We start from the raw sequence: 25,471 nt of genomic DNA on the forward strand, positions 1-25,471 counted from the left end.
TCCTCTTGACCTATTATGTTCAGTATACCTTTTTTTTATGCTTCCGTACCACTGTTCACCTTTTCTTCTTTGATCAACCGGTACATTTCCTTCGCATCCTCTTTCCGGGCATGCTCGGCAATTGAATCGATAATGACCGTCACCAGCTTATTCCCGAATCGGATTTGGAGCTCATCACCGGCCTTGACGTCCGTACTGGCCTTGGCGACTTGGCCATTCAAGCGGATACGGCCTTGATCGGCCACTTCCTTCGCTAACGTCCGTCGTTTGATCAAGCGCGACACTTTCAAAAATTTATCTAGTCTCATAATCCCTTCTCCTTCGCTTCATCCCAAAGCCGATCCATCTGTTCGAGCGTCATGTCGCTGAGCGATCCGTTCGCTTCGATATATTCAAATCGTCTCTTGAATTTTTGATTGGTCCGTTCAAGTGCTTGTTCCGCGTTCAATCCGAAATAACGGGCTACGTTGACGACTGAGAACAGTACGTCCCCTAGTTCTTGTTCGTCTTCGGGACGGTCTCGCCACTCTTGTAACTCTTCTTCGAGCTTCTCGAACGCTCCGGTTACGTCATCCCACTCGAACCCGACTTGAGCCGCTTTCTTTTGGAGTTGCTCGGCACGCATTAACCCCGGTTGGGTCACGAGCACACCATCGAGCTGCGAATGTTTATTTTCCCCTTTTTCGTCTTGCTTAATCGCATTCCAGTTCGAAACCACGTCGTCGGCGTCTGCGACCGTCACGTCACCGAAGACGTGCGGATGGCGACGGACCATTTTCGTACTGATCGCGCCGATCACGTCACGAATGTTAAAGTACCCTTCGTCGGCCCCGATTTGCGCATGAAGCATGACTTGGAGCAATACGTCTCCGAGTTCTTCGATCATCGCATCATCGTCCTCTTCGTCGATCGCCTCGATCAACTCATACGCCTCTTCGAGTAAATATTTCCGCAGTGATGCGTGCGTCTGTTTTCGGTCCCATGGGCAGCCGTTCGGACCGCGGAGTGTCGCGATGATATCTGTCAACGTCGCAAACTCCCGCGCGAGGTGCGTCTCGTCAGTGAGTGGCGGGACATAGAGCGTCGTCAAATTGTCGACTTCAGCGACCCGGTCCATCTCGTAGAGCGGAACTTCGGAAATTCGCTCTCGTTTTGTTCCGGCCGCCGTGACGAGCTTGACAAGATGTTCGTCCGGATAACGTTCCATCAATTGTACTTTCACATCCCCGGCCACAAACCCGTCGTACACTTGACCGATTAACACGTGCTGCGTGACTTGGAGCCGTTCAACGTCGAGTGCGGTCGCATCGAGCAGTTGAAACCCATTGATCGGATCAATCTGGAGCGCCTGAAACATGGCGTCCAAAAAGCTCTGTCCGCCGAGGAACGTCACGTCCGCCCCTTGTTCGACGAGCAGTTCGACCGTCCGCTCGGCGACGAACGGATGGCCCGGGACCGCATATGTGATCGCCAGTTCGTCGCTCTTGTCGAGCAACGTCTCAACGATTTGTTTATAGACGGCCTCAAACGTATCGTTTGATTCGTAAATGTGGTCGAACGATTCAAAATGAACTCCTTCCGCCTCGAGCTCTTTGACGACCGGATGTTCTTTCGTGCGCAACCAGACGAGCGGTTGCTGTTTCAAATGACGATATACCCCGAGCGGAAGTTGCTCGAGTTCGCCGGAGCCGAGTCCGACGACGGTAATTCCATAACTCATATTAGGTCTCCTTTTTATCAATCAAATTGATGAGTCGATTTCCAAACGGGATCATCTCCCATTCTTCGATCGTCAGCACCTGTTCCCTGACCGCTCGCCAGACGTACAATACGCCGCCGCACACGACCATCAAACCGAGCCAACCGAGTGCGTTGACGCGGTTATATAGTGACTCAGACGCTAACGCGTTCAAACCGAGCAAGACGATCCCCATAGGTAGGACGGTCTTTAAGAGCAGTCCGTAATGGTGCAACCGAAACGTACCGAGCGGAATGTTCTGGTCGAGCCGATTAAAATTAAAGGCCGCCATCGCTAAAAATGCGAGCGATGTACCGACTGCCGCCCCGTCAATCCCATAACGCGGAACGAGCAGCAAATTGATCGCAAACTTTACAATCATGGCAAACAGCATACCAAAGGCGGCTGTCCGCTCTTTGTCGATCGCTTGAAGGCACGTCATACTCGCCACCGCGAGCGAGGCCGCAAACGTACTCGTCGACAACAATACAAGCGCTCTTGTACCGTCAGCGTTTTCAAACAACGCGACGTTCAAAGGCCACATGACGCCCATCAGCCCGATCGTTGCAGCCGCTGCGACCGTGGTCGTCACTCGAATCATCGAACTGAGGCCCGTTGCCGTCGCCGTGAGTCGCCCGGCCCGGTAATGGCGGACTAAGTTCGGCACGTTCGCCATCCCGAGTGCCGTCGTGAAGAGAATCGCAAACTGCACGAGCGGATAGCCACGGTCGAACACGCCTTTACTCACTTTGGCCGAGTAATCGCCGCCCATCAAATTGACGATTGTGAATGAATCGACGAGTTGCATCCAAAGAATACCGAGCGACGCAAATCCGACAGCAAGCCCGCTCGTCAAGAGAACACGCAGTACAGCACGCAGTGTTGTGGCACGGACTGCGACGATTCGGAACCCTTTCGCCCAAATCGACAAGACGACGACGGCGACACTCCCGCCGACTAACGTCGCCGCATAGGCATAGCGACTGAGTTCATATGCGTCACGCCCGAAGTGGACACCGACGAGCAGTGAGACGAGCAACACCGCGACCCGAATCAAGTTTTCAAGTACCTGCGACAGCGCGCTCGGTCGCAAGTCATCGATTGACTGAAACGACCCGCGTAGCACCGCAAGCGCAGGCATCAACAAGTAGCTGAGACTGATGACCCGGAGCGTCGTCGCCAGTTCGGGGTCACCGAGCAAGCGCGCGATAAAAGGTGCAAGCGCGAACATCGAGACCACGAGGCCGACAGCGAGGCCGAGGAGCGCATAAAAACTGCCCCATAGGACTTCTAACTTCTGTCTTGGACCTTGTGCCCCGACCCCGATTTTGGCAATCACGACCGGCATCGCGTAAATTCCGAGCGAGGCGACGATCGCCGCAAACGGATATACCGTCTGGTAAGCGTATAACCCAAAATCACCGGCAATGTTCTGATACGGGACCCGATAGGCAAAACTAATAAATTTTGAAATGTATCCTGCGAGCGCAAATAAGACAACGCCTGTCGCGAACTTACTTGGCGTCCGCATGGACCACCAACCGCTTCACGAGTTCCTCAAGAACCGTGTCGGCATCGTTCAACAGCTCGACAACCGGCATACGTCCGCTGAGTGACAGTTTGAGCGCCCCGTTGTCTTGCCCGACTCCGAGTTTTCGTCCGAGCGGCATCGTCCATTCCATGAACGACGGTACATCGAGTGCCGTCGTCGATTCCATCGATAACACGATGTCGATCCGCTCTGGTGACTGTTTGATCCGTGTCACTTTCGCCAGCTCTCCGTAAATGCGCAGACGCGTCAGTTGGATGAGCAACGCGACTGGTTCCGGGAATTCTCCGAACCGTTCGATCAGCTCGTCTTGAAGCGCGAACAATGCTTCTGGTGTATCGACATATTTGAAACGCTTATACATCTCGATCTTCAGTTCACTGTCCGACAAGTAATTGTCCGGAATGTAGGCATCCGCTTGGAACGTGACTTCCGGTTTGAAGACGACTTGTTTCGCTTGACCGCGCATGCGGTCTTTCCGCTCTTCGATTGCTTCTGACAGCATCTGTGAATACAGATCGAACCCGACCGAGTCGATGAACCCGGATTGTTGGGCACCGAGCAGGTTGCCGGCCCCGCGAATCGATAAGTCACGCATCGCGATCTTAAACCCGCTGCCGAGCTCGGTGAACTCTTTGATCGCTTGGAGGCGGCTCTCCGCAACTTCGGTCAAGCGCTTGTCTTTCCGATACGTGAAGTACGCATACGCGATCCGGTTCGATCGGCCGACACGTCCTCGAAGCTGATACAGCTGCGACAGCCCCATCTTATCAGCGTCGTGCACGATGAGCGTGTTCACGTTCGGAATGTCGATGCCGGTCTCGATAATCGTCGTCGAGACGAGGACGTCGGCTTCTCCTTCAAGAAAACTGATGAGCTGACTTTCAAGCTCGGTCTCGGTCATCCGGCCGTGCGCCGTCGCGATACGGGCATCCGGCAACAGCGCCCGAATCTCTTCGGCTTTCCGCTCGATCCCTTCGACTCGGTTATATAAGAAGAACGCTTGGCCGCCACGGGCGAGCTCGCGCTCGAGCGCTTCTCGCAACACGATGCCGTCGTATTCCATGACGTACGTCTGAACCGGATAACGGTTCTCCGGCGGTGTCTCGAGGACAGATAAATCACGGATTCCGATCATCGACATATGAAGCGTCCGCGGAATCGGTGTCGCCGTAAGCGTCAAAACGTCGATGTTCGTCTTCAGCTGTTTCAGGCGCTCTTTATGCTTGACCCCGAACCGCTGTTCTTCATCGATGATGACGAGGCCGAGATCGGCGAACGTCACATCTTTCGACAGCACGCGGTGCGTCCCGACGACGACGTCGATCGTTCCCTCTTTCAGTCCTTTTTTCGTCGCCGCCAGCTCACTCTTCGAGCGGAAACGGCTCATGACCGAGACGTTGATCGGGAATTCACTGAACCGTTCGAGCATCGTCTCATAATGTTGCTGCGCGAGCACCGTTGTCGGCACGAGGAACGCGACTTGTTTGCCGGCGAGCACCGACTTGAACGCCGCCCGGATCGCGACTTCGGTCTTGCCATATCCGACGTCGCCGCAAAGCAGGCGATCCATCGGGCGTGACCGTTCCATATCCGCCTTGATCTCGGCAATCGATCGAACTTGGTCTTCCGTCTCGGCGTACGGGAAGGTCGATTCGAACTGGCTCATCTCGTCATCGTCCGCCGGGAAGGCGAAGCCGACCGATGCCTCTCGGGCTGCATAAAGTTTGATCAACTCGTCGGCAATGTCTTCGACCGACTTGGCGACTTTTGATTTGACCTTCTTCCATTCCGTCCCACCGAGTTTATAAATCTTCGGCTCTTTCCCTTCGGCCCCGACGTACTTTTGGACGAGGTCGATTTGATCGACCGGCACGTAAAGCGCGTCATCCCCGGCGTACACGAGATGGAGGTAGTCTTGATGGATCCCGCCGACTTCAATCGTTTTGATCCCTAAGTATTTTCCGATCCCGTGATGGATATGAACGACATGATCATTCGGCTTCAGCTCTTGATAACTCTTGATCCGTTCGGCGTTCGTCAAATTCTTCGTCTGCCGTTTCCGTTTCGTGACCCGCTTGAACAGCTCCGTTTCCGAGACGACGACGAGGCGGCTCGTCGATAACTCGAATCCGCCTTCGACCTGTCCGATCATGACGTGGACATGGCGTGGCAACAGCTCCCCGTCAACGTTCGTGAACGTGGACGGGATCCCGTAGTCTTCCAGGAGCGCCACGACTTTGTCTGCCCGCATTTGATCCCCGGCGAGGAAAACGATCCGGTGATCACTTTGTTGCCACCGCTCGACCTCTTGCTTTAACAAGTGCATCTGTCCGTGGAAGGCAGGGAGCGGGCGGCAACTGAGATGGACCGTATTCGTCTCCGGGATCCCCGAACGCCGTGATGGTAGCAGCGAGAACGCGACTTGTTTCAAGTTTCGGAACACTTTGTGCATCGGCACGGCGAGGGTATAGTTGCTGACCGACTCCCCGCGTTCGATCAGTGACGAGAACCATTCGGCCTCTTCACGGTCTTGCACGTCCGCCGCGTCCTCGATACGTGCGACTTCGTCCAACATGAGGACCGAATCGGCACCCACATAGTCAAGTAGCGTCGACGTATAAAGTAGCGGCGTATACTTCCCGAGCTTCTCCGGTACATCACCGCGCCCGAACTGTTCGATGTCGCGGGCGATACCTGATTCAAGCGCTTGTCGAATCGTCTCGGTTTCAATCAGCTCGAGCGTCCGGTCGTATTGCCGTTCGAGCGCTTGTCCGGCTTTCTTCAACTGTTCGACCGATGCGACGAACTCGGTCGCCGGCGTGATGACCGCTTCCGAAACGACACCTAACGACCGTTGCGTCTCCGCATCGAACGTGAAGACGGAATCGACTTCCGTGTCGAACAAATCAATTCGATACGGTCTCGCTTCCGTGAGCGGATAGACGTCAAGAATGCTGCCGCGAACCGAAAACTCACCCGGTGCCGTCACCGTGGCCGTCCGCTCGTAACCAAGTTCAATCAGTGTTGAGGCAAACGGCTTTAAATCAAGCTCTTGCCCGGGTTTGATCGTCCGGTGACTCGCCAGCCAATCGGTCGGACTCGGCACGAAACGACGCAAGCCGCCGAGCGGTACGACAAGGACGCCTCCCTCTTCGGTCAGGAGACGTGTTCTGGCTTCGATTCGCGCGGCGAGGAGCTCGGGACTAGATGTGAGCGACAGTTCCCCGGCGAGCGTCTCGTCAATCGGATAGAGCAACGTCTTGCTCGGTCCAACAAGCGGCTCAAGCTGGTCGAACATCTTTTGGGCTTGGTACATGTTATGGGTGACGACAACGAGACGGCGTGTCGACTGTTTCGCCAATCCGGCCAAAACGAGCGCTTTGGCACTTGTCGTCAATCCCGTGACGAGTTGACGGTCGACTTTAGGCAACCGGTCTCGAATCACGTTCGTCTCCGGCAGTGTCACCATAAATCTCTCTAAAGCGTTCATTTGTTTTCCTCCACCTTATACGACAAAAAAGGGTGCTGTGACCCTTTAGTTATATCGATTCATGAGCGCGACCCAGTCCGTGTCCACAAAATCTGTTGCGGCGGCCACGGCTTGGTCGAGCGTATCGTTCAATTCGGACATATCTTCTTTTCGATAACTCATCAGTACCCAATCAACAACTTTGATAGGGTGCGGCGGACGTCCAACGCCAAGCTTAAGCCGTTTAAAATCCATCGTCCCGAGGTGCTGAATCAATGACTTGATGCCATTATGTCCACCGGCACTCCCTTTCGGACGCAGGCGGAGTTTGCCTGGGACCATGTCTAAATCATCATAGATGACGAGTAAATCGTCGATATCGATTTTATAGTAATCGAGAATCGGACGGACCGCTTCACCTGATAGATTCATGTACGTGAGCGGTTTGACGAGGACGACCCGCTCTCCATTGATTCTTCCCGTTCCAATGACTGCTTTAAACTTGGCTTCGTCAAGCGTGATCCCGTGCTTGTCCGCTAACCGATCAATTGCTAAAAACCCGATATTATGACGGGTCATTCCATATTTCTTGCCCGGATTCCCGAGACCGACGATACATTTCATCATGTTCCTCCTGAACAAAAAAGCCCAAAGGCGAACGCCTTCGGGCCTCGTTTTTTTAATCGAACAGCGTGCTCACCGATTTGTGCTCGTGGACACGCATGATCGCTTCCCCAAGCAAACGGGCAACCGACATCTGCTTGATTTTGCTCGAGTACTCGCGACCAGTCAAATCGATCGTGTTGAGGACGACGAGTTCTTTGATTGACGAGTTGTCGATTCGCTCCATTGCCGGGCCAGACAGAACCGGGTGAGTACATGAAGCGTATACTTCTTTTGCTCCCGCTTGGACGATTGCGTCTGCTGCGAGTGTGATCGTACCGGCCGTATCGATGATATCATCGATCAAGATGGCTGTTTTGCCTTCAACGCTGCCAACGATGTTCATGACTTCGGCCACGTTCGCTTCCGGGCGTCGTTTGTCGATGATGGCGATTGGTGCTTTCAAACGTTCTGCGAGCTTCCGCGCGCGCGTGACACCGCCGTGATCTGGTGAGACGACGACGATATCTTTTGCTTTGAACTCATCTGTCTCGAAATACGTCGAGATGAGCGGGACACCTAACAATTGGTCTACTGGAATATTGAAGAAACCTTGGATTTGAGCGGCGTGCAAGTCCATTGTGATGACGCGTGTCGCTCCGGCTACCGTAAGCAGATCGGCAACGAGTTTCGCTGTGATCGGCTCACGCGACCGTGCTTTACGGTCTTGGCGTGCGTAACCATAGTATGGGATGACGACGTTGATCGTGCGTACCGAGGCCCGTTTCAGCGCATCGATCATCACGAGCAATTCCATGAGCGTTTCATTCACTGGTGAGCTCGTCGATTGGATGATGTACACATCGTCGCCTCGGACGCTCTCCTCGATATTGATGTAAAGTTCTCCGTCGCTAAACCGCTTCACTTGGCAGTCGCTGAGTGGGACACCGATTTCTTTGGCAATTTCTTCAGCTAACGGGCGGTTCGAGTTTAAGCTAAATAGGCGAATTTCACGTTCATATACAGTAGACATGTTTAGGATTCTCCTCCATCGTTTTCCATAGTAATAGGCAGCAACTTAGCGTTTCGTGTAACCTTCTTTGTTCGTTTGACGCTCGCGCGCAATCGCGAGAGCTTCTTCAGGGACATCGTTTGTAATCGTTGAACCGGCAGCGACGATCGCACCTTTCCCGACTGTTACCGGGGCAATCAAGTTGACGTTACATCCGACAAACGCGTCTGCTTCAACGACCGTCTCAAACTTATTCTTACCATCATAGTTGACCGTGATCGATCCACATCCGAGATTGACACGTTCACCGATCGAGGCATCTCCGATATAGCTGAGATGCGATGCTTTCGCACCGTCCCCGAACGTTGATTTTTTGATTTCCACGAAATTGCCGACGCGCGTATTGGCGCCAAGGACTGCTTGTTGACGAAGATGGGCGAACGGCCCAACTTGCGCATGATTTCCGACACGGCTATCACTGAGTACCGATTGACGAACGGTCGCACCGTCTTCAATCACACTGTTGCGGATATCCGAGTTCGGTCCGATCACGCACTCTGAACCGATGACCGTCTTGCCAAGAATGACTGTACCTGGGTAGATGATCGTATCTGATCCGATGACGGCGTCCGGCGAAATGTATGTCGAGGCAGGGTCCATGAAGGTCACACCTTCACGCATAAGGCGTTCATTCGTCCGTTTGCGCATGATCGTTTCAGCCTGCGCGAGAGCGACGCGATCATTGACACCGATCGTCTCACCGAACGTCGGCGCGGTATGGGCCGCGACAACTTCGCCTGCTTCTTTCGCAATCGCGATGACGTCTGGCAAGTAATACTCACCTTGGACGTTATCGTTACCGACTTGTTTGAGGGCATCAAACAATAATTCGTTGTCAAACACGTAAGTTCCCGTATTGATTTCAAGAATCGCTTGCTCTGCGGCAGAGGCGTCTTTATGTTCGACGACTTTCGTCACGTTACCGTCTTCTCCACGGATGACGCGACCATAACCGGTCGCATCGTCAGCGATCGCCGTCAGTACCGTTACTTTCGCTTGCTGCGCCTCATGATGGGCAAGGAGCGCCTCCAACGTTTCCGCTGTGAGAAGTGGTGTGTCACCACAGACGACAAGCGTCGCACCTGATTTACCAGCGAGCTCAGCTTCTGCCATTTGAACCGCATGGCCCGTTCCAAGTTGCTGTTCTTGGACCGCGTACTCGACGCGTGAGCCTAGCGTCTCTTGTACCGCTTCAGCCCCGTGACCGACGATGACGATTTGACGACTGACCCCGATTTTGTCGAGTTGGTCGACGACATGTTCGACCATCGGTTTTCCAAGGACCGGATGAAGCACTTTATAGAGCTTAGACTTCATACGCGTCCCTTTACCTGCTGCCAAAATGACTGCAAAACGATCCATTCTTGATTCGCCCCTATCTTAATCGACTGTTTTTATTCAAACGTTCGGTTTTTCTATATTTAAATCCTGAATACACCGTTTCTACTATATCGAAACCGTGACGCGGTTTCAACCGTTGTAACCATTCGTAACCAATCAAACGCAAAAAGGCAGCGGAAGGGTCCCCATCCGCTGTCGAGTCATTATTCGTTTATACCGTTGTATGATTCCTGTGCTTCGTAAGTGGAAACATCGACCGTGCCGTAGGCTTCGAGCACAGCCGCCTCGACTTTTTGGCGCATATCTCCATTGATCGGGTGAGCGATGTCTCGGAAGATGCCTTCCGGCGTTCGTTTACTCGGCATCGCGACGAAGAGACCAGCGCTTCCTTCGATGATTCGAAGGTCATGCACGACAAACTCTTGGTCGAGCGTGATTGAAGCGAGTGCCTTCATCCTACCTTCCGTCGTCACTTTGCGAATTTTTACGTCTGTGATCTGCATGTTTCGCATCCCCTTTTCTTCGTTGTCTATCCCATGGTGTACCTTCACTAAAAGGTTGAGGTGATTCAAGCGAATCGTTTTTGACTTCTATGACTGATATACCCTCTCATCATAAAACGAAATCAAATTTTTGCCAATCACTTTAAGAACTGTTCGACGTTACCGCGTGAAATTGTGACGAGTCCTTCATCTGCATCAACGTTCGTCAACTTCATCAAGCTGACGTACTCACTCACCATTTTCTTCTCGGCACCTTCGGCCTCCATCAAGACACCGACACCCGCGAGGTTTGCCTCGAACTCATTCAACAGGCTCATCATCCCACGGATCGTCCCGCCTGCTTTCATAAAGTCATCGATGAGCAAGACGTTTGCGCCTCGTGGCAAGCTTCGACGGGCGAGTGCCATCGTACGGATCGCTTTTGACGAGCCGGAAACGTAATTGATACTGACGGTCGATCCTTCCGTGACACGGCTGTCGGACCGGACGATGACGAACGGAACACCTAATTGCTCAGCGACCGCGTAGGCGAGCGGGATCCCTTTTGTCGCAATCGTCATGACGACGTCGACTTTACGGTCCGCAAACACCGAGGCGAAGATTTGTCCCATCGGTTTCACTTGACGCGGATTACCAAGCACGTCGGTTAAGTATAAATAGCCTCCCGGAAGCAGACGCTCCGGTTTCGACAGTTGATCGCACAAGCTATCGATCATCGATAGCGACTTGTCTTTGCTCCACCCTGGAATGAACATGACTCCCCCGGCCGCACCTGGGACGGTAATCAATTTCCCGGTACCGTCGTGGGCGAGCATTTCACTGACGATGACTAAATCTTCACTGATCGATGATTTAGCAGACTGATAGCGGCTCGAAAACATCGATAACGAGACGAGCTGATGTGGATGGTCAAGCATATAACGGGTCATATCGACGAGACGACCACTTCTACGAATTTTCATACGGATTCCCCTTCACTTTGTCAATAATAGACGAATGTTCTAAACAGAATATATCACTTTCATTCGTCTTTGTTCAATGTTTTTTGCCGAGAATCCGAACGACGAACACTTCCGGACAAAATCCTTTCAGTCCGTTATAGACGCGGTGCGCTTTTTGCTCGTGCTCTATGAGCGCGAATACGGTCGGGCCGCTGCCGCTCATCAACACGCCATCAGCACCACAATGCAGCATCGTCTCTTTGATTTGACGGACTTCGGGATGCAGTTCAAGCGTGACACCTTCAAGCGCGTTACCGAGGTTCGCACAAATTCCGTCAAAGTCCCGTTCACGAATCGCTTTAACCATCGCCGCAGTATCTGGATGGACGATTTTCTCCATCTGAACGGCTCGATACACGTCAGCCGTCGATACACCGAGCTTCGGCTTCGCCAACACGACATAGCACGGCGGCGGTGACGGAATCGTCTCTAATATCTCACCGCGGCCCCGGGCGATCGCGGTTCCACCCATCACACAAAACGAGACGTCTGAACCGACCGCGGCTCCGAGCTCTGCTAACTCCTCGAGCGTCAAACCGAGCTCGAACAGTTCGTTCATTCCCCGAAGCGTCGCCGCCGCATCACTCGATCCTCCGGCGAGCCCTGCTGCGACCGGGATTTGTTTATCGAGGACGATTTCGACTCCTTCTGCGATGTCGAACCGCTTCCGCAACAAATCGGCCGCACGGTAAGCTAAGTTCCGATGATCGCTCGGGACATAGGCGTGCTCAGACTGGATTCGAATCTCATCCGTATCGAGTACGGTCAATTCGAGCCGGTCGGACAAGTCCACTGTCGTCATCACCATTTCTACTTCATGATAGCCGTCCGTCCGCTTCCCGAGGACGTCTAGTGTCAAATTGATTTTTGCCGGCGCTTTCACACTGATCGTACGCATATCGTTCACCCTTCCCAATGTATCTCCTGTTCGCCATTGTACCGTAAACGGACGCACAAAAAAAGAAGCAGCTGCCAATGCATCCGCCCCTCATTTATCGATCAATTACTGAATTCAATTTTAACTGTATCCGTTAGGACATCAGCGTAGCTATAAGAGACACGTTCCACGTTGTGATGCTCTTCATCCAACTTGACAACGAACACCGCGGGATACGTCTCAACGAGCGTTCCAAACCGAGTAACGACTTTCTTACGACCGCCGTTTGCTTTCAACGTCAATCGTTCTCCAACATGTGATTCGAGTTTTTGTCTGATTTCTTGCAACGTCTTTGGCATACGCTTCACCTCACTGTTACAAGTATAGCATATTCTAAAACAGAAATAAAGAATAAATATTATAGCGACTCGCTATCCAGTCGTCAACTATTTTTAAGTGGTAAAATTGTGTCTGCTAAGCGTGCAAACTCTTGAAGCGAAAGCGTTTCGCCTCGCCGTTTCGGGTCGATTCCCGCTTCATTCAAGAGACGTTCAAGGTCTACTTTTTTATCTTTGCCGAGATGATTCGTCAAGTTGTTCAAAATCGTTTTTCGACGTTGCGCGAAACTAGCGCGGGCGATTTCAAAGAAAAAGGCTTCGTCTTCGACATCGACAGCCGGGCGCGGACGCATCTTGAGCGTGATCACGGCCGAGTCGACGTTTGGAGCCGGCATGAACACGCTTTTCGGTACGATAAAGCTTACACTCGCTTCCGCATAATACTGGATCGCGATTGATAAAGAACCGTACGCTTTCGTGCCAGGTTTCGCCCCGATGCGCTCAGCCACTTCTTTTTGAATCATCATGACGAGCGAACGGAATTTGATCCGGCTCTCGAGCAAACGCATGATAATCGGCGTCGTCACATAATATGGCAAGTTGGCGACGACCGCGATATCGTCAATCCCCTCACTCAAGAACTCACGTTCCACGATGCTGCGAATGTCGAGCTCGAGCGCGTCCCCATGAATGACGTGAACGTTCGGGTAAGGCGCCATCGTGTCTTCAAGGATCGGTAGAAGGCGTTGATCGATTTCAAGCGCGACTACTTTTTGCGCCCGCTTGGCCGATTGTTCCGTCAACGAGCCGATTCCCGGACCGATTTCGAGCACACCGCTCGCTTCACCTAGTTCTGCGGCGTCGACGATTTTATTTAATATATTCAAGTCGATTAAAAAGTTTTGTCCGAGCGACTTTTTGAATGAGAAGCCGTGACGTTGTAAAATCGCTTTCGTGCGATGAATCGTTGCAATATCTTTCAATGATTTTCCTCCTCTAACTGAGCGAGTGCCCGCTCCCATTCCTCGATGGTCACGCGCAACGCTTCGACTCGTTTCACAAATTGTTTGGCGTTAGGTTCCCCGATGCGGAGCAAGACGCCAAGACGCTTGCGACGAGTTGCGGCATCCGCCCCACCGATCAAATCGGCCTCGAGCACCATTTGTCGCGTGACGAGCGGCTCGTCCGTCTCAACTCGCGTTTCATAAACCGCCTCGAGCACACGACGAATTGTCGCAGGTGTCGCGTGTTCGACGCCGATTTTCCCTCGTTTGTCTTTCGCCTCGGCCCGAGGGAGGTAGGCGTGTTTACAGCCCTTCACTTGCTCTTCGACGATGGCCCGGATCCGATCGCCAGGATAGTCCGGGTCGGTCAAGATGATGACACCACGAGTCTCCTGGGCACGTTTGATCCGTTCGATTGTCTGTTTTGACACGGCCGAACCGTTCGTCTCAATCGTGTCGACGTCGTACACTTCTTGAAGCCGGGTCGTATCATCGCGTCCTTCGACGACGATCACTTCTTGTATTTTCTCACGCATTGTCAGTTCCTTCTTTCTCTTCTTGCTTCGGGATCACCCAAATCGTCAGTGGCTTACGACCAAACGTGACCGCTTCCTCTTTCGTATCCATCATGATATCGATAATATTGCCTTTGATCGCGCTGCCTGTATCGAGAGCAATCGCCATGCCAAACCCTTCGATATAGACGCGGGTTCCGAGCGGGATGACGGCCGGGTCGACCGCAATGATTCGCATTCCTTCATACAGGATCGTATCCGTCACGTCATAGCCGCTGCGCGTCAGTACTCTGCCGTCATACGTCACGGTGTCTTCTGCATTGTTCGTATAGGCGGTGGCCTCGACGAGGAGTTGTTTGGCTGATGTGAAGTCAAGGACATCGTCGGCCCGAGGCGTTTCCTCGATTTTGATTTCCGCTTCCTCGCGGAATGGACTTGTCGAGTCAACGGTCTCAGTCGGCGCTTCGGCTGCTTCAAACTCGGCTTCGCGCTCGGTTGCGACTTTCGTACCGACCTTAATGATTTGCGGTCGCACTGTCTGCACCATTTCGACGTCTGTCTCGGTCCGATTTGTAATTGTACCATTTTCAACTGTCAGTGCATACCGCGTCCGCTCTAGACCAGGGACGCCGACTTGTGACACTTCGGTCGTTCCGGCTGCAAGTGTCGCATCCTCTTCTTCAATGATCTCGAACGGGATTAAGCGGTTCTCATATTGAACGACGTCTCGGCTCATGTTGACGGTGATCGTCATCCCATCACGCACTTCGGCCGTGAGCGCCGGAACGACCGTATCTTTATCTGAAATCTCAATTCGGGCTTCTCGTAACGCCTCTTCCACGGTCGATGCCATCGTATAAACTTTTGACGCATCATCGCCTATGATCAAATCAAGCGCCACGACCGGCTGATAGCGAATCGTCATGCCTGACGTGATCGGCGTTCTGACCGACGGATAGACATCATCACCTTCTCGCACGCTCACACCGTATCGGAGCAGGACATCACCAACGGTCCGCTCACGGGTATCGATCGTCTCCATTTGACCGTAACCGATCTGGAGCGACACCGTTTGGGCCCGTTCGATATGAATGACACGCTCCGGCGGGACGTCTGCACTGAGTGCCGGCGTCACATAGTCAGCCTCATCGATCGTGATCCCGGCCTCGGTGAGCACTTCGATGACCGAATCAGCCTGTGTATCGTGCTCAATCTTGACACCGTTATCGATAATCGTAATCTTCTCCGGCTGCATCATCACGTAGGCGGAGACGGCAACGACAATGACGCCTACACTTAAGACGAAACGTCTAATCATCATGGAAGTCGGAACAGCCGTTTCGCGTTGGCGGTCGTCGCCTCGGCGAGTGCTTCGTAAGGAATGCCGCGGAGCGCTGCAATCTCTTCAGCGACGTAAGTGACGTATGCCGGTTCGTTCCGTTTACCGCGGAACGGTGTCGGCGTCAAATAGGGGCAATCTGTCTCGACAAGAAGACGGTCGAGCGGTACCTGCTGCGCCACTTGCTTCGGCACTTTGGCGTTTTTGAACGTCACCGGTCCGCCGAGCGAGATATAAAAATTCAACTTCAAACAGCGTTCGAGCAGTTCGACAGACATGCTGTAACTATGAAACACGCCGCCGACATCTTCCGCGTGCTCTTCTTCTAGCAGATCGAGCACGTCCGCCGTCGCTTCGCGGTTGTGGATGACGATCGGCATGTTCGTCCGCTTCGCGATCGCGATTTGCTGACGGAACACAAGCTGCTGTACATCTTTCGGTGACTTGTCCCAATGGTAATCGAGGCCGATTTCCCCGAGTGCCATCACTTTAGGATGTGCCATAAGCGCTTCAATTCGGGCGAGTTCAGCTTCGGTGCAGTCAATCGCGTCGACCGGATGCCAGCCGACGATGGCGTAGACGTCCTCATACGCCTCAGCCAACTCAATGGCACGGTCAATCGTAGGTGTATCGAATCCGACGACGAGCATCGGCGAGACGCCGGCAGTGCGAGCACGCTCGATTGTCGCCTCGACATCTTCATTGAACTGCTCAGCGTTAATATGGGTGTGCGTATCAATCAACATGATGAATCCTCCTTCTTTAGACAAAGAGAGGGAGACCGAAGTCTCCCTCAAAATTATTTGACGATGGCCCCGTTCGGCATATTCTCTGAGACGGTGGCGAGTTCTAACTTACCATCTTTATCGGCTGCTAAAATCATTCCTTGAGACAGTTCACCGCGGAGTTTGACCGGTTTCAAGTTGGCGACGACGATCACTTTTTTACCGACTAAGTCTTCCGGCGCATACCATTCGGCGATACCCGAGACGATTTGTCGCGTTTCGCCGCCAAGGTCGACTTGAAGCTTCAATAGTTTTTTCGCTTTCTTGATCTTATCTGCTTCGACGATTTGCCCGACCCGAAACTCAACTTGGTCGAACACATCGATCGTGATTTCTGGACGGACGTCCTCATCTTCAGTTTCAGCCGGCGTTGCTTCCGCTTCGATGCGCGCTTGCGAAGCTTGACGCATCATCTCTTGAATCGCATCGACTTCTTCTTTCACGTCTCGACGTGGGAAAATCGGCGTTCCGTCCGTCACGACCGCCCCATCAAAGGCAGCGAACGTATCGAGCGCTTCCCATGACATGTCTTCGTCAACGAGTCCGAGCTGACGGAACATTTCTTTCGGCGCCCGTGTCATGAACGGTTGAATCATGATCGCGACATGGCGGAGTACGCCGGCGAGGTGCGTCATCACAGATGCAAGCTCATCACGCTTCGACTCATCTTTTACGAGCACCCATGGTTGTGTCTCATCGATATATTTATTGGCTCGGCTGACGAGTTGCCAAATGCTTGCGAGGGCGACCGAGAATTCCATATGCTCCATCGCTTCTTCTGTCTTATTCGTCGTTTCGTTTACCATACGGAGAAGTTCCGCATCGAACGCCGTCACATTCCCCGCATAAGCCGGTACGTTGCCATCGAAATACTTCTTGATCATGGCAACGGTCCGGTTGAGAAGATTCCCGAGGTCGTTCGCGAGATCAAAGTTCAAGCGATCGACGAACGCTTCCGGTGTGAACGTGCCGTCTGCACCGAATGGGACTTCACGGAGCAAGTAGTAGCGAAGCGAATCAAGACCGTAGCGGTCGATGAGTGGAATCGGATCGACGACGTTCCCTTTTGACTTCGACATCTTACCGTCTTTCATGAGCAACCAGCCGTGCGCGAACACTTGCTTCGGTAGCGGTAGGTCAAGCGCCATGAGCAGCGCCGGCCAAATGATCGTATGGAAACGAACGATTTCTTTCCCGACCAAATGTACGTCTGCCGGCCAGTAACGATTGAACAATTCATCGTTATCTGTCCCGTAGCCGAGCGCGGAGATATAGTTCGTGAGCGCGTCGACCCAGACGTATACGACGTGTTTCGGATTCGACGGGACTTGTACACCCCAGTCGAACGTCGTCCGCGAGACTGCCAAATCCTGCAGTCCCGGTTTCAAGAAGTTGTTGATCATTTCAGTTTTACGCGATTCCGGTAAAATGAAATCCGGATGTGACTCGAAGTACTCGATCAACCGGTCCGCATACTTGCTGAGGCGGAAGAAATAGCACTCTTCGCGCACGAGTTCCACCGGATGGCCGCTGTCAGGACTTTTCCCATCAACGAGTTGTGATTCTGTATAGTACGTCTCGTCCGGGATTGAGTACCACCCTTCGTACTCACCGAGGTAAATATCATCATTTTTGAGCAGTGTCTCAAATACGTGCTCGACGACCGCTTTATGACGGGCGTCAGTTGTCCGGATGTAATCGTCATATGAGATCTCAAGCTTGTCCCAAAGCACACGGATGTCTTTGACGACTTCATCGACAAACGCTTGTGGCGTCACGCCAGCTTCTTGGGCCTTTTCTTGAATCTTCTGTCCATGCTCGTCGGTCCCAGTCAAGTAACGGACGTCAAATCCTTTTAAACGCTTATAGCGAGCGATCGCATCGCCGGCCACCGTCGTATAGGCATGACCAATGTGTAGTTTCGCACTCGGATAGTAAATCGGAGTCGTGATATAAAAAGTTGGCTTCGCCATAGTATGTTCTCCATCCTTTCGACATTTGCAATTTCCATTATACACGGTTCGATAAAAGAAATTCCAAACCAATTGTTTGGAATTATTTTGTCACTAGCTTATAAAAAATGTTCCAAAAAAACCCTTTCTTTGTTTCAGGTGCAAACTTTCGGGGAATTTTAGGTGTATATCGTTCCCTTATCGTCATTTTTCGAAAAATGTGTATTTCCAATAGTAAGCAGTTGACTGCAATTGGAAAGTTTAGTATGCTTTTTGCTGAAGCTACATTGTCGAATTTTGACGATTCATGTCACCATGAGATTTCGACATCATTGGAGGAGGAAACATAAAATGAAATCTACAGGTATCGTACGGAAAGTTGACGAGCTCGGCCGCGTCGTTATTCCAATTGAATTGCGCCGGACACTCGGTATCGCTGAAAAAGACGCACTCGAAATTTACGTCGACAACGAACAAATCATCTTAAAAAAATACAAACCGAACATGACATGCCAAGTGACAGGCGAAGTATCTGACGACAACTTCAAGTTGGCTGATGGAAAACTCATCCTTTCACCTGAAGGCGCACAGCGCGTTCTCGTCGAGTTGAAAAACATGCTCGAGAACTACTACAGCGAAGAGTAAGCGAGGGAATCCTTGCTTACTCTTTTTTGTCGACTTGATGATACGCATCGTAGACTTCGCTTCGTGCCAAGCCACGCTCTTTCGCGACTTGCTTAATGGCCGCGTTCGGTTTGAGTCCGTCTTCGATGTACCGGTCGACATGCTCTAAAGGCGACAGCGCTTCCCACCAGTCGCTCGTCGGTGCCGACTCTGTAGAGCCGCTCACCATGACGACGAATTCGCCACGCACCTCGCCCTCGCACCATGCGAGCGCCTCTTCAACCGTGCCTCTTAAAAACTCTTCGAACGTTTTCGTCAACTCTCGACCGAGCACGATTTCGCGATTACCGAGTACGTCCTTCACCCCGGTCAACATCTCTTTTAACCGATGCGGCGCCTCATAAAAGATGAGTGTACCCGGTTCATATTGAAGGGAAGCCAACACTTCGGTCCGCTCTTTCTTTTTACGAGGTAAAAACCCGTAGTATAAGAACCGTTCTGTCGCAAGGCCAGATGCGACGAGTGCCGTGAGTGCCGCGTTCGCACCCGGCAAGACGACGACTGGCAGCTTCGCCTCGATTGCGAGTCGGACGAGGTCACTCCCCGGATCTGAAATACCAGGCATGCCCGCATCCGATACGACGGCGACAGACTTACCGTTTTGAATGTCTTCAATTAAACGGGGTCCGCTCACTTGCTTATTGTGCTCATGATAGCTGACCAATTTCGTCTCGATCTCGAAATGACGACATAGTTTCATCGTTTGCCGTGTGTCTTCGGCCGCAATCAAATCGACTTCACGCATGATGCGGACGGCCCGGTACGTCATGTCCTCTAAGTTGCCGATCGGTGTCGGTACGACATAAAGCGTCGGCCCCTCAGTTTGATAACTTTTCTGTGAATTCATTGGTCGTCCCCTCCATCAGCTGCTGTTTTTGAGCGCGGGTCAATTGTTTGATCGACCATTCATACCGCATCGCTTCCTGTTTCGTCTCGAACGACTTGACGTATCGAAGACTGACCGGAAGACGCGCCCTTGTATATTTCGCACCTTTACCGGCGTTGTGCACAGTGACCCGTTTTTCGATATCGGTCGTGTAACCGGTATAGTAGGTTTGGTCACTGCATTCGAGAATATACGCATAATAGTTACGCATCGAGGATGTCTCGCATCGTTTTCGTATACGTATCATCTTCCTCATAAACGATAAACGGAGGTAAGATCGTGAGTCCTGGTTTTCCATCTTTAGACCCCTCTATAAGTAATGTGTTCGCATCTCGTCCCGCCTTCGGGTAGACGAGCTGCATCCGCTTCGGCTCAATGCGGTATGCCCGCATGAGCGTGACGATATCGAGCAACCGTTCCGGCCGATGGACGAACGCGACTTTCCCGCCTGGCTTCACAAGCTGACTTGCCGAACGAATGCAATCTTCGAGCGTACAGAGAACTTCATGACGAGCAATCGTATGGTGCTCATTTTGATTGCGAAGCGACGTCTCATTGGCCAGAAAGTAAGGCGGGTTACACGTCACAACATCATAACGGGCATGGCCGAGAATGGAGGCGGCCGTTTTCACGTCTCCTTCGATGATGTGAAGCCGCTCTTCGAGACCGTTCACCTCAATGCTGCGATTCGCCATGTCGACGAGCCGGGGCTGAATCTCGACGCCCGTCACCGTCCCTTTCGTCCGATAAGATAAAAAGAGCGGGATTGCGCCGGTGCCAGCGCATAAATCGACCAACTTTCCTTGTTGAATCGGTACCCAAACGAATTCGGCGAGTAGCACCGCATCCAATGAGAATGAAAAGACATCATCACTTTGGATGATTTTACCGGGGCGTCCAAGCAAATCGTCAAGGCGCTCCCCTTGTTTTACAGTCACGCTGTTTCCCTCCTATATAACAACAGAGGCGACGGACAGAGATTTCCTCCGTCTATCGCCCCCGATTAATGCTTATTTAACATCGACATACAAAAGAGGCAATCGCCATCTTTTCTGACTTGTCCGTAGTGCAAGTTGCAAATATGGAACCCTTCCTGATAGAGCGCCGCCAAGTTGTTCTGTCCTTTTCCGGACAAAGCGATTTGCGGATCGCCATCAGGGGTTTCGACTTCTGCAAGTTGCTCAACCTTTTCACGCAGGTGATGGTTCTCGAGATACATATGTTGGTTTTCTTCAAGCAAATAGGCGAGTTGTTCTTTGAGCACGCTTAAATGCTCCGTCAACACGTACATCTGTTGCTCAATGGCATCGACCCGCATCATAACTTCTTTTTTATCCATTCTCTCCACTGCTCAGCACCCCATCACTGTTTCAACGGTTTTCGTTTGACCGCACCGACTTCGACGAGTTCATCGATCGTATACGTCACAACACGAGTCCGGTCATTCAATTCGACTTGAATCAACTGATCCAAGATGTTGAGACCGACGACACGTCCATCACCTTCTGGAATTTTGATTCGCTTCCCGACGTCTGGCAAGTCTCGTTTCAATTCTTCATACGTATCGTTCTCATATTTGAGACAACACATGAGACGACCGCATACTCCGGAGATCTTGTTAGGGTTCAAGGAAAGGTTTTGATCCTTGGCCATCTTGATGGACACCGGTTCAAACTCGCCTAAGAACGAGGAACAACACAGCACTCGACCACAAGGACCGATTCCACTGAGTAGCTTCGCTTCATCCCGCACCCCGATTTGTCGGAGTTCGATCCGTGTCCGGAACACGCTCGCTAAGTCTTTAACAAGCTCGCGAAAATCAACGCGCCCCTCAGCCGTGAAATAAAAAATAACTTTATTACGATCAAATGTATACTCAACATCTACTAATTTCATCTCAAGTCGATGTTCGCGAATTTTTTCTTCACAGACGGCGTGAGCGTCAACAGCTGCCAATCGGTTGTCTTGAACGATTTCGGCATCTTTTTGATCGGCGACACGAAGGATCGTTTTCAACGGCAAGACGACTTCGTCTTCACCTAGTTGTTTACCAACTTGGACGATTTCACCGTATTCGATTCCCCGCACCGTCTCGACGATGACATGGTCTCCACGTTCAAGCGTTGCTTCGCCTGGTGAAAAGTAATAGATTTTTCCCGCTTCTTTAAAACGGACTCCAACTACTTCAAGCACGCTCTCCTATCCCTTCTGCAAATCGAACGTTAACCGTTCGAACGTTAATTGAGGATTGACGTTTGCCTCGAGCCGTCGAATCGCTTCATGAACGAATTCGATGGCATGGACGATTTTGTGTACCGGACGATCATTTACGAAAGCCGTATATAACGGCTGCTCTTTCGTGAACAGTTCCGGGACATAATCGGTTCGAACTTTGAAGTGGAGAGCTTCCTCCAACCAACTTTCGAACAGTTCGAGGCCGACTCGGAGTTCATTGCGCCCTTTGAAGTGACCGAGCCACTTTTCTTGGGCGAACAAAAGCAACTCTTGCGGCCGTTTTGTCAATACTTCAACTAATTGTACCACTAGCCCGTACGCCTGTACAAACCAGTCGTTGTGAAGTGCCTCGCGCGCATCGTCCCATTTCGGATAGACGGTCAGGGCAAGACGTGCCAAATCGTTCGTGCATTGCATCTCTTCTGCCAGTTTTTCAGCAAGGCGAACCCGATCAATCGGGCGAAATACTAAGTGTTGTGCCCGTGAACGAATCGTCGGTAGAAGCAGTTGAGGTTGCGTCGTCACCAAAATAGCGAGTTTGCCGACACCGGGTTCCTCAAAAAACTTTAATAAACTGTTCGCTGCTTGCGTCGTCATCTTATGCGCTTGGTGGATCACATATACTTGACGATCGCCCTCGGCTCCCCGTAATGACAGGTCGCTCAATAGCTGCTGGATTTGTTCTTTTTTGATACTGGCCCCGTCCGGTTCGACTTCCATGTAGTCGACGATATTGCCAGAATCCATCCGTTTACAGTTTCGGCAAACACCACAAGGTTCAGCCCCGCTCGGCATTTCACAAAAAAGTGCCTTGGCAAATAATTGGGCCGTTTCAATCAGATAAGGTTCATAGTCACCCGAAAAAATGTAGGCGTGTCCGATTTTTTGAGCGGCAATCGAATTCTCAATCACTTTTGCTACGACTTTCTGTGATTCAGTCAACTCTTGGAATCGCATATGTGTGACCATTCCCATTAAAACTGATGAAATCCTTCAATCGGCAAGACGAAAATAGTCGCTCCGCCAACTTGGACTTCAACAGGATACGGAATGTATGAATCGGCATGTCCACCCATAGGCGAGATTGGCGTAATCATTTGATCGCGGCTTGAGCAGTTCGATTTGATCAAACCTAGCAAATCGTCAAGGCGTTCTTTCGGGACACCGATCATGAACGTCGTATTGCCTTCCTTCAAAAAGCCTCCGGTCGTAGCCAATTTCGTCGCTCGAAAATCCTCTTCAATTAAAGCGTCTGACAAACGCGCGCTGTCTTTATCGTGTACGATTGCGATTACCATTTTCATAATTCGTTCACTCCTCTTTCGTGTAGTCGTTCTATCGTGATATCGAACACTTCATCTTGGATGAGTTCAATCGTCTGGCTTGCGTCGATTCGGACCATTCGGCCAGGATTTTGTTGAAGTAACGTCAAGAAGCCTTCATAGACGCGTTGATGAAACGCCTCGTCCCGACTCTCGATTCGATCTAACTGCCCGCGTTCTTTCATGCGATGACTCGACTGCTCTAGACTTAAGTCGAATAAGAAAGTCAAATCGGGTGTGACTCCAGCTGTCGCCCACTTATTGAGCGACACGACTTGCTCTAAGTCATACTGAAGACCATACCCTTGGTACGCGATGGATGCATCGACAAACCGGTCACAAACAACGATGGCACCCCGGTCGATGGCCGGACGAATCACCTGATCCACGTTTTGTGCACGAGACGCTGCATACAGCATCATTTCGGTGCGTGGTGTCATTTCGTCATGCTCTGGAGACAATAGCACTTCCCGGATGCTATTCCCGACTTTCGTTCCTCCTGGCTCTCGTGTCATAACAACCTCATACCCTTTTTTAGTCAAGGCGTTAGCCAGCAATTGCAACTGCGTCGTCTTTCCAGACCCGTCTGGACCTTCGACAGTGATGAACATACCTTTCACGTTTAAAACTCCTCTACGATAACATCAATTTGTTTTATCATAACATGTCTGTTCGCCTGGAGGTTCCGTCCCAACGAAATCCACTCTTTTAACACACGAATTTTCTCATCCGTCACGGTCTCACCTTTTAAAATCCAAGGGATCCCTGGCGGATAAGGGATAATCGTCTCAGCTGCAACGCGTCCGATCGCTTCATCGAACGGAAGGCGCACGACGTGTGTATCTTCTTTTATAAGATGAAGGCGCGAAACAGGCTCCGTCATCGGAAACGGATAAATTGTTTCATCCTCGTCAATGAACGGGACATGCTGAGAAGCATTTTTAATCAGCTTCACCCAATGATGGATCTCTTGCGTTTTTAATTCCCGGAACGGCAGACAGAATAACACATGGTCCTCGGCCGCAAGCTCAATATCAATTCCAATCGAAGATAGATGTCTACTAAAAATCAAACCGTTCTTCGGATAAGTCAGTACCGTCATTTTTGTGAAATCGTCGCCCACTTTTATCGTGAAACCGGCACGTCTCATTTCCATAATAAAAGCTAAATGACTCGTTTGAATCAGTGACCAATCTCGGTCACTCAAATTTTCGAGATAAGCTCGAGCGTGATCAAGAGACGCCATAATCAAGTAAGACGGACTAGACGTTTGGAAGGAAGAAAGCGCATGAAACAAACGCGATTCATTAATATCTTCCTTATAGTGAATCCAGGCCCCCATCGTGAATGCCGGGAGTGTCTTATGGGCGGACTGGACGACAGCGCTCGCACCTTCAAAAATCGCTGAGCGGTTTGGAAGATTCGGATGAATCAAGTGTGCCCCATGCGCCTCGTCTACAAGTAAGGGAATCGTTAACGTCTGCAGAAAACGACTGATTGCCCGTACATCTGCCATATCCCCATAGTAAGTCGGGGACGTAAGCAGTAACGCTTTTCCTCCGGGATATTGCGTAACTGCCGCTTCGACAGTACGAAGGGAAACGACCGTCGGCAGACCGCTGCCCCGTTCTAGTTCAGGAGTTAATAAAATCGGCTCTAAGCCCAACCATTCAATTGCGTTCCAAACTGATTTATGTGAGTTTCGCTGGACGTATACCCGCTCACCTCGTTTGACTGTCGCAGCTAACATGCTCCAGTTGCCAACGGTCGATCCGTTGACTAACCACTTACTCTTACTTTGATACAGGGTCCCAAGAGCCTCTTCACCTTGCTGGATAATCCCTTCAGCGTGATGAAGGTCATCCAGATGTGCAAGTTCGGTTAAATCATACGGCATGATTTTATTAAATGCTGTCGGGAGGCTATCATCTGTCACGGTCCCGTTATGATGACCTGGCACATGAAACGACACACGTCCTTCCCGAACGTGCTGTTCAAGCATTTCCATAAACGTGAATGGATTATTTTTAGGCTTTCGAGTCATGTGAAAATCCTCCTTATCCGACACCGTACGCATAAATTATACAAAAAGAGACGACCAAGCATGTGCTTGGTCGTCCTTCATATGGCCTGGCAACGTCCTATCCTCACAGGGGGAGACCCCCAACTACTTTCGGCGCTGAAGCGCTTAACTTCCGTGTTCGGCATGGGAACGGGTGTGGCCGCTTCGCTATCGCCACCAGACAAGGGAATTG

Annotated in this window: 26 protein-coding genes and 1 rRNA gene; 1 reads left to right on the forward strand and 26 read right to left on the reverse strand. The window is 51.5% G+C overall.

Features of this window, described 5'->3' with window-relative positions; translation table 11 throughout:
* Positions 1 to 35: 35 nt before the first annotated feature.
* From EVJ22_RS14135 to metG, 16 genes are all read right to left on the reverse strand, one after another.
* Positions 36 to 308 carry an RNA-binding S4 domain-containing protein gene (locus EVJ22_RS14135; protein WP_070329377.1) on the reverse strand — a complete coding sequence of 91 codons (273 nt, stop codon included), beginning with the start codon at positions 306 to 308 and terminating at the stop codon, positions 36 to 38.
* Positions 305 to 1,720: a bifunctional methyltransferase/pyrophosphohydrolase YabN gene (yabN, locus tag EVJ22_RS14140; RefSeq protein ID WP_131444162.1), complete on the reverse strand. Its 1,416-nt coding sequence runs from the start codon at positions 1,718 to 1,720 to the stop codon at positions 305 to 307. Before yabN ends, EVJ22_RS14135 begins: the two co-directional genes overlap by 4 nt.
* 1 nt (position 1,721) lies before the next feature.
* Entirely contained in the window at positions 1,722 to 3,269 is a 1,548-nt protein-coding gene (locus EVJ22_RS14145; RefSeq protein ID WP_131444163.1) for a polysaccharide biosynthesis protein, read from the reverse strand.
* On the reverse strand, positions 3,253 to 6,780 hold the full coding sequence (gene mfd, locus EVJ22_RS14150) for a transcription-repair coupling factor (protein ID WP_071398633.1): 3,528 nt from the start codon (positions 6,778 to 6,780) through the stop codon (positions 3,253 to 3,255). The genes EVJ22_RS14145 and mfd overlap by 17 nt, the downstream gene beginning before the upstream one ends.
* A 45-nt stretch (positions 6,781 to 6,825) precedes the next feature.
* A complete protein-coding gene (gene pth, locus EVJ22_RS14155) occupies positions 6,826 to 7,383 on the reverse strand; it encodes an aminoacyl-tRNA hydrolase (RefSeq protein WP_070329381.1) in 558 nt (185 codons plus the stop codon).
* Positions 7,384 to 7,438: 55 nt separating this feature from the next.
* Positions 7,439 to 8,395, reverse strand: coding sequence for a ribose-phosphate diphosphokinase (locus EVJ22_RS14160; RefSeq protein ID WP_016509622.1), 957 nt, complete (start codon positions 8,393 to 8,395; stop codon positions 7,439 to 7,441).
* Between the two features lie 45 nt (positions 8,396 to 8,440).
* The gene (gene glmU / locus EVJ22_RS14165; RefSeq protein WP_071398632.1) at positions 8,441 to 9,796 is read right to left on the reverse strand and encodes a bifunctional UDP-N-acetylglucosamine diphosphorylase/glucosamine-1-phosphate N-acetyltransferase GlmU; all 1,356 of its coding nucleotides are present in this window, start codon (positions 9,794 to 9,796) and stop codon (positions 8,441 to 8,443) included.
* A gap of 182 nt (positions 9,797 to 9,978) precedes the next feature.
* Positions 9,979 to 10,278: a septation regulator SpoVG gene (spoVG, locus tag EVJ22_RS14170; RefSeq protein WP_071398631.1), complete on the reverse strand. Its 300-nt coding sequence runs from the start codon at positions 10,276 to 10,278 to the stop codon at positions 9,979 to 9,981.
* A 137-nt stretch (positions 10,279 to 10,415) separates the two neighbouring features.
* On the reverse strand, positions 10,416 to 11,240 hold the full coding sequence (purR, locus tag EVJ22_RS14175; RefSeq protein ID WP_071398630.1) for a pur operon repressor: 825 nt from the start codon (positions 11,238 to 11,240) through the stop codon (positions 10,416 to 10,418).
* 73 nt (positions 11,241 to 11,313) lie between these two features.
* Positions 11,314 to 12,177: a 4-(cytidine 5'-diphospho)-2-C-methyl-D-erythritol kinase gene (ispE, locus tag EVJ22_RS14180; protein WP_071398629.1), complete on the reverse strand. Its 864-nt coding sequence runs from the start codon at positions 12,175 to 12,177 to the stop codon at positions 11,314 to 11,316.
* Positions 12,178 to 12,278: 101 nt separating this feature from the next.
* Entirely contained in the window at positions 12,279 to 12,515 is a 237-nt protein-coding gene (locus tag EVJ22_RS14185) for a Veg family protein (protein ID WP_070329386.1), read from the reverse strand.
* 83 nt (positions 12,516 to 12,598) lie between these two features.
* Positions 12,599 to 13,477 carry a 16S rRNA (adenine(1518)-N(6)/adenine(1519)-N(6))-dimethyltransferase RsmA gene (gene rsmA, locus EVJ22_RS14190; protein ID WP_071398628.1) on the reverse strand — a complete coding sequence of 293 codons (879 nt, stop codon included), beginning with the start codon at positions 13,475 to 13,477 and terminating at the stop codon, positions 12,599 to 12,601.
* Positions 13,474 to 14,034 (reverse strand): ribonuclease M5, encoded by a 561-nt coding sequence (rnmV, locus tag EVJ22_RS14195; protein ID WP_016510695.1) that lies wholly within the window; start codon positions 14,032 to 14,034, stop codon positions 13,474 to 13,476. The genes rsmA and rnmV overlap by 4 nt, the downstream gene beginning before the upstream one ends.
* Complete coding sequence (locus EVJ22_RS14200; RefSeq protein WP_131444164.1) at positions 14,027 to 15,334, reverse strand: 3D domain-containing protein; 1,308 nt, start codon at positions 15,332 to 15,334, stop codon at positions 14,027 to 14,029. The genes rnmV and EVJ22_RS14200 overlap by 8 nt, the downstream gene beginning before the upstream one ends.
* Positions 15,331 to 16,098 (reverse strand): TatD family hydrolase, encoded by a 768-nt coding sequence (locus tag EVJ22_RS14205; RefSeq protein ID WP_131444165.1) that lies wholly within the window; start codon positions 16,096 to 16,098, stop codon positions 15,331 to 15,333. Before EVJ22_RS14205 ends, EVJ22_RS14200 begins: the two co-directional genes overlap by 4 nt.
* A 53-nt stretch (positions 16,099 to 16,151) precedes the next feature.
* Positions 16,152 to 18,110: a methionine--tRNA ligase gene (gene metG / locus EVJ22_RS14210; protein ID WP_071398625.1), complete on the reverse strand. Its 1,959-nt coding sequence runs from the start codon at positions 18,108 to 18,110 to the stop codon at positions 16,152 to 16,154.
* 330 nt (positions 18,111 to 18,440) lie between these two features.
* Between metG and EVJ22_RS14215 the strand changes: the two genes are divergently transcribed.
* Complete coding sequence (locus tag EVJ22_RS14215) at positions 18,441 to 18,734, forward strand: transition state genes transcriptional regulator AbrB (RefSeq protein ID WP_070329391.1); 294 nt, start codon at positions 18,441 to 18,443, stop codon at positions 18,732 to 18,734.
* 16 nt (positions 18,735 to 18,750) lie between these two features.
* On the opposite strand, the gene rsmI is transcribed toward EVJ22_RS14215, so the two are convergent.
* The 10 genes from rsmI to rrf form a co-directional block, all read right to left on the reverse strand.
* The gene (rsmI, locus tag EVJ22_RS14220) at positions 18,751 to 19,620 is read right to left on the reverse strand and encodes a 16S rRNA (cytidine(1402)-2'-O)-methyltransferase (RefSeq protein WP_070329392.1); all 870 of its coding nucleotides are present in this window, start codon (positions 19,618 to 19,620) and stop codon (positions 18,751 to 18,753) included.
* Positions 19,592 to 19,870: a GIY-YIG nuclease family protein gene (locus EVJ22_RS14225; protein WP_016510809.1), complete on the reverse strand. Its 279-nt coding sequence runs from the start codon at positions 19,868 to 19,870 to the stop codon at positions 19,592 to 19,594. The genes rsmI and EVJ22_RS14225 overlap by 29 nt, the downstream gene beginning before the upstream one ends.
* Positions 19,863 to 20,597, reverse strand: coding sequence for a tRNA1(Val) (adenine(37)-N6)-methyltransferase (locus EVJ22_RS14230; protein WP_071398624.1), 735 nt, complete (start codon positions 20,595 to 20,597; stop codon positions 19,863 to 19,865). The genes EVJ22_RS14225 and EVJ22_RS14230 overlap by 8 nt, the downstream gene beginning before the upstream one ends.
* 65 nt (positions 20,598 to 20,662) lie before the next feature.
* Entirely contained in the window at positions 20,663 to 20,998 is a 336-nt protein-coding gene (gene yabA, locus EVJ22_RS14235; protein WP_016510808.1) for a DNA replication initiation control protein YabA, read from the reverse strand.
* 23 nt (positions 20,999 to 21,021) lie between these two features.
* A complete protein-coding gene (locus EVJ22_RS14240) occupies positions 21,022 to 21,852 on the reverse strand; it encodes a PSP1 domain-containing protein (protein ID WP_070329394.1) in 831 nt (276 codons plus the stop codon).
* A 6-nt stretch (positions 21,853 to 21,858) separates the two neighbouring features.
* Complete coding sequence (locus EVJ22_RS14245) at positions 21,859 to 22,863, reverse strand: DNA polymerase III subunit delta' (protein ID WP_233589730.1); 1,005 nt, start codon at positions 22,861 to 22,863, stop codon at positions 21,859 to 21,861.
* Between the two features lie 5 nt (positions 22,864 to 22,868).
* Positions 22,869 to 23,198, reverse strand: coding sequence for a cyclic-di-AMP receptor (locus EVJ22_RS14250; protein ID WP_070329395.1), 330 nt, complete (start codon positions 23,196 to 23,198; stop codon positions 22,869 to 22,871).
* Complete coding sequence (tmk, locus tag EVJ22_RS14255; RefSeq protein WP_131444166.1) at positions 23,195 to 23,836, reverse strand: dTMP kinase; 642 nt, start codon at positions 23,834 to 23,836, stop codon at positions 23,195 to 23,197. Before tmk ends, EVJ22_RS14250 begins: the two co-directional genes overlap by 4 nt.
* 2 nt (positions 23,837 to 23,838) lie before the next feature.
* Entirely contained in the window at positions 23,839 to 25,293 is a 1,455-nt protein-coding gene (locus EVJ22_RS14260; RefSeq protein WP_233589731.1) for an aminotransferase class I/II-fold pyridoxal phosphate-dependent enzyme, read from the reverse strand.
* A 51-nt stretch (positions 25,294 to 25,344) separates the two neighbouring features.
* Positions 25,345 to 25,460 (reverse strand): 5S ribosomal RNA (rrf, locus tag EVJ22_RS14265).
* Positions 25,461 to 25,471: the final 11 nt, after the last annotated feature.

The organism is Exiguobacterium sp. SH0S7 (assembly GCF_004337195.1).
Classification (GTDB): Bacteria; Bacillota; Bacilli; order Exiguobacteriales; family Exiguobacteriaceae; genus Exiguobacterium; species Exiguobacterium aurantiacum_A.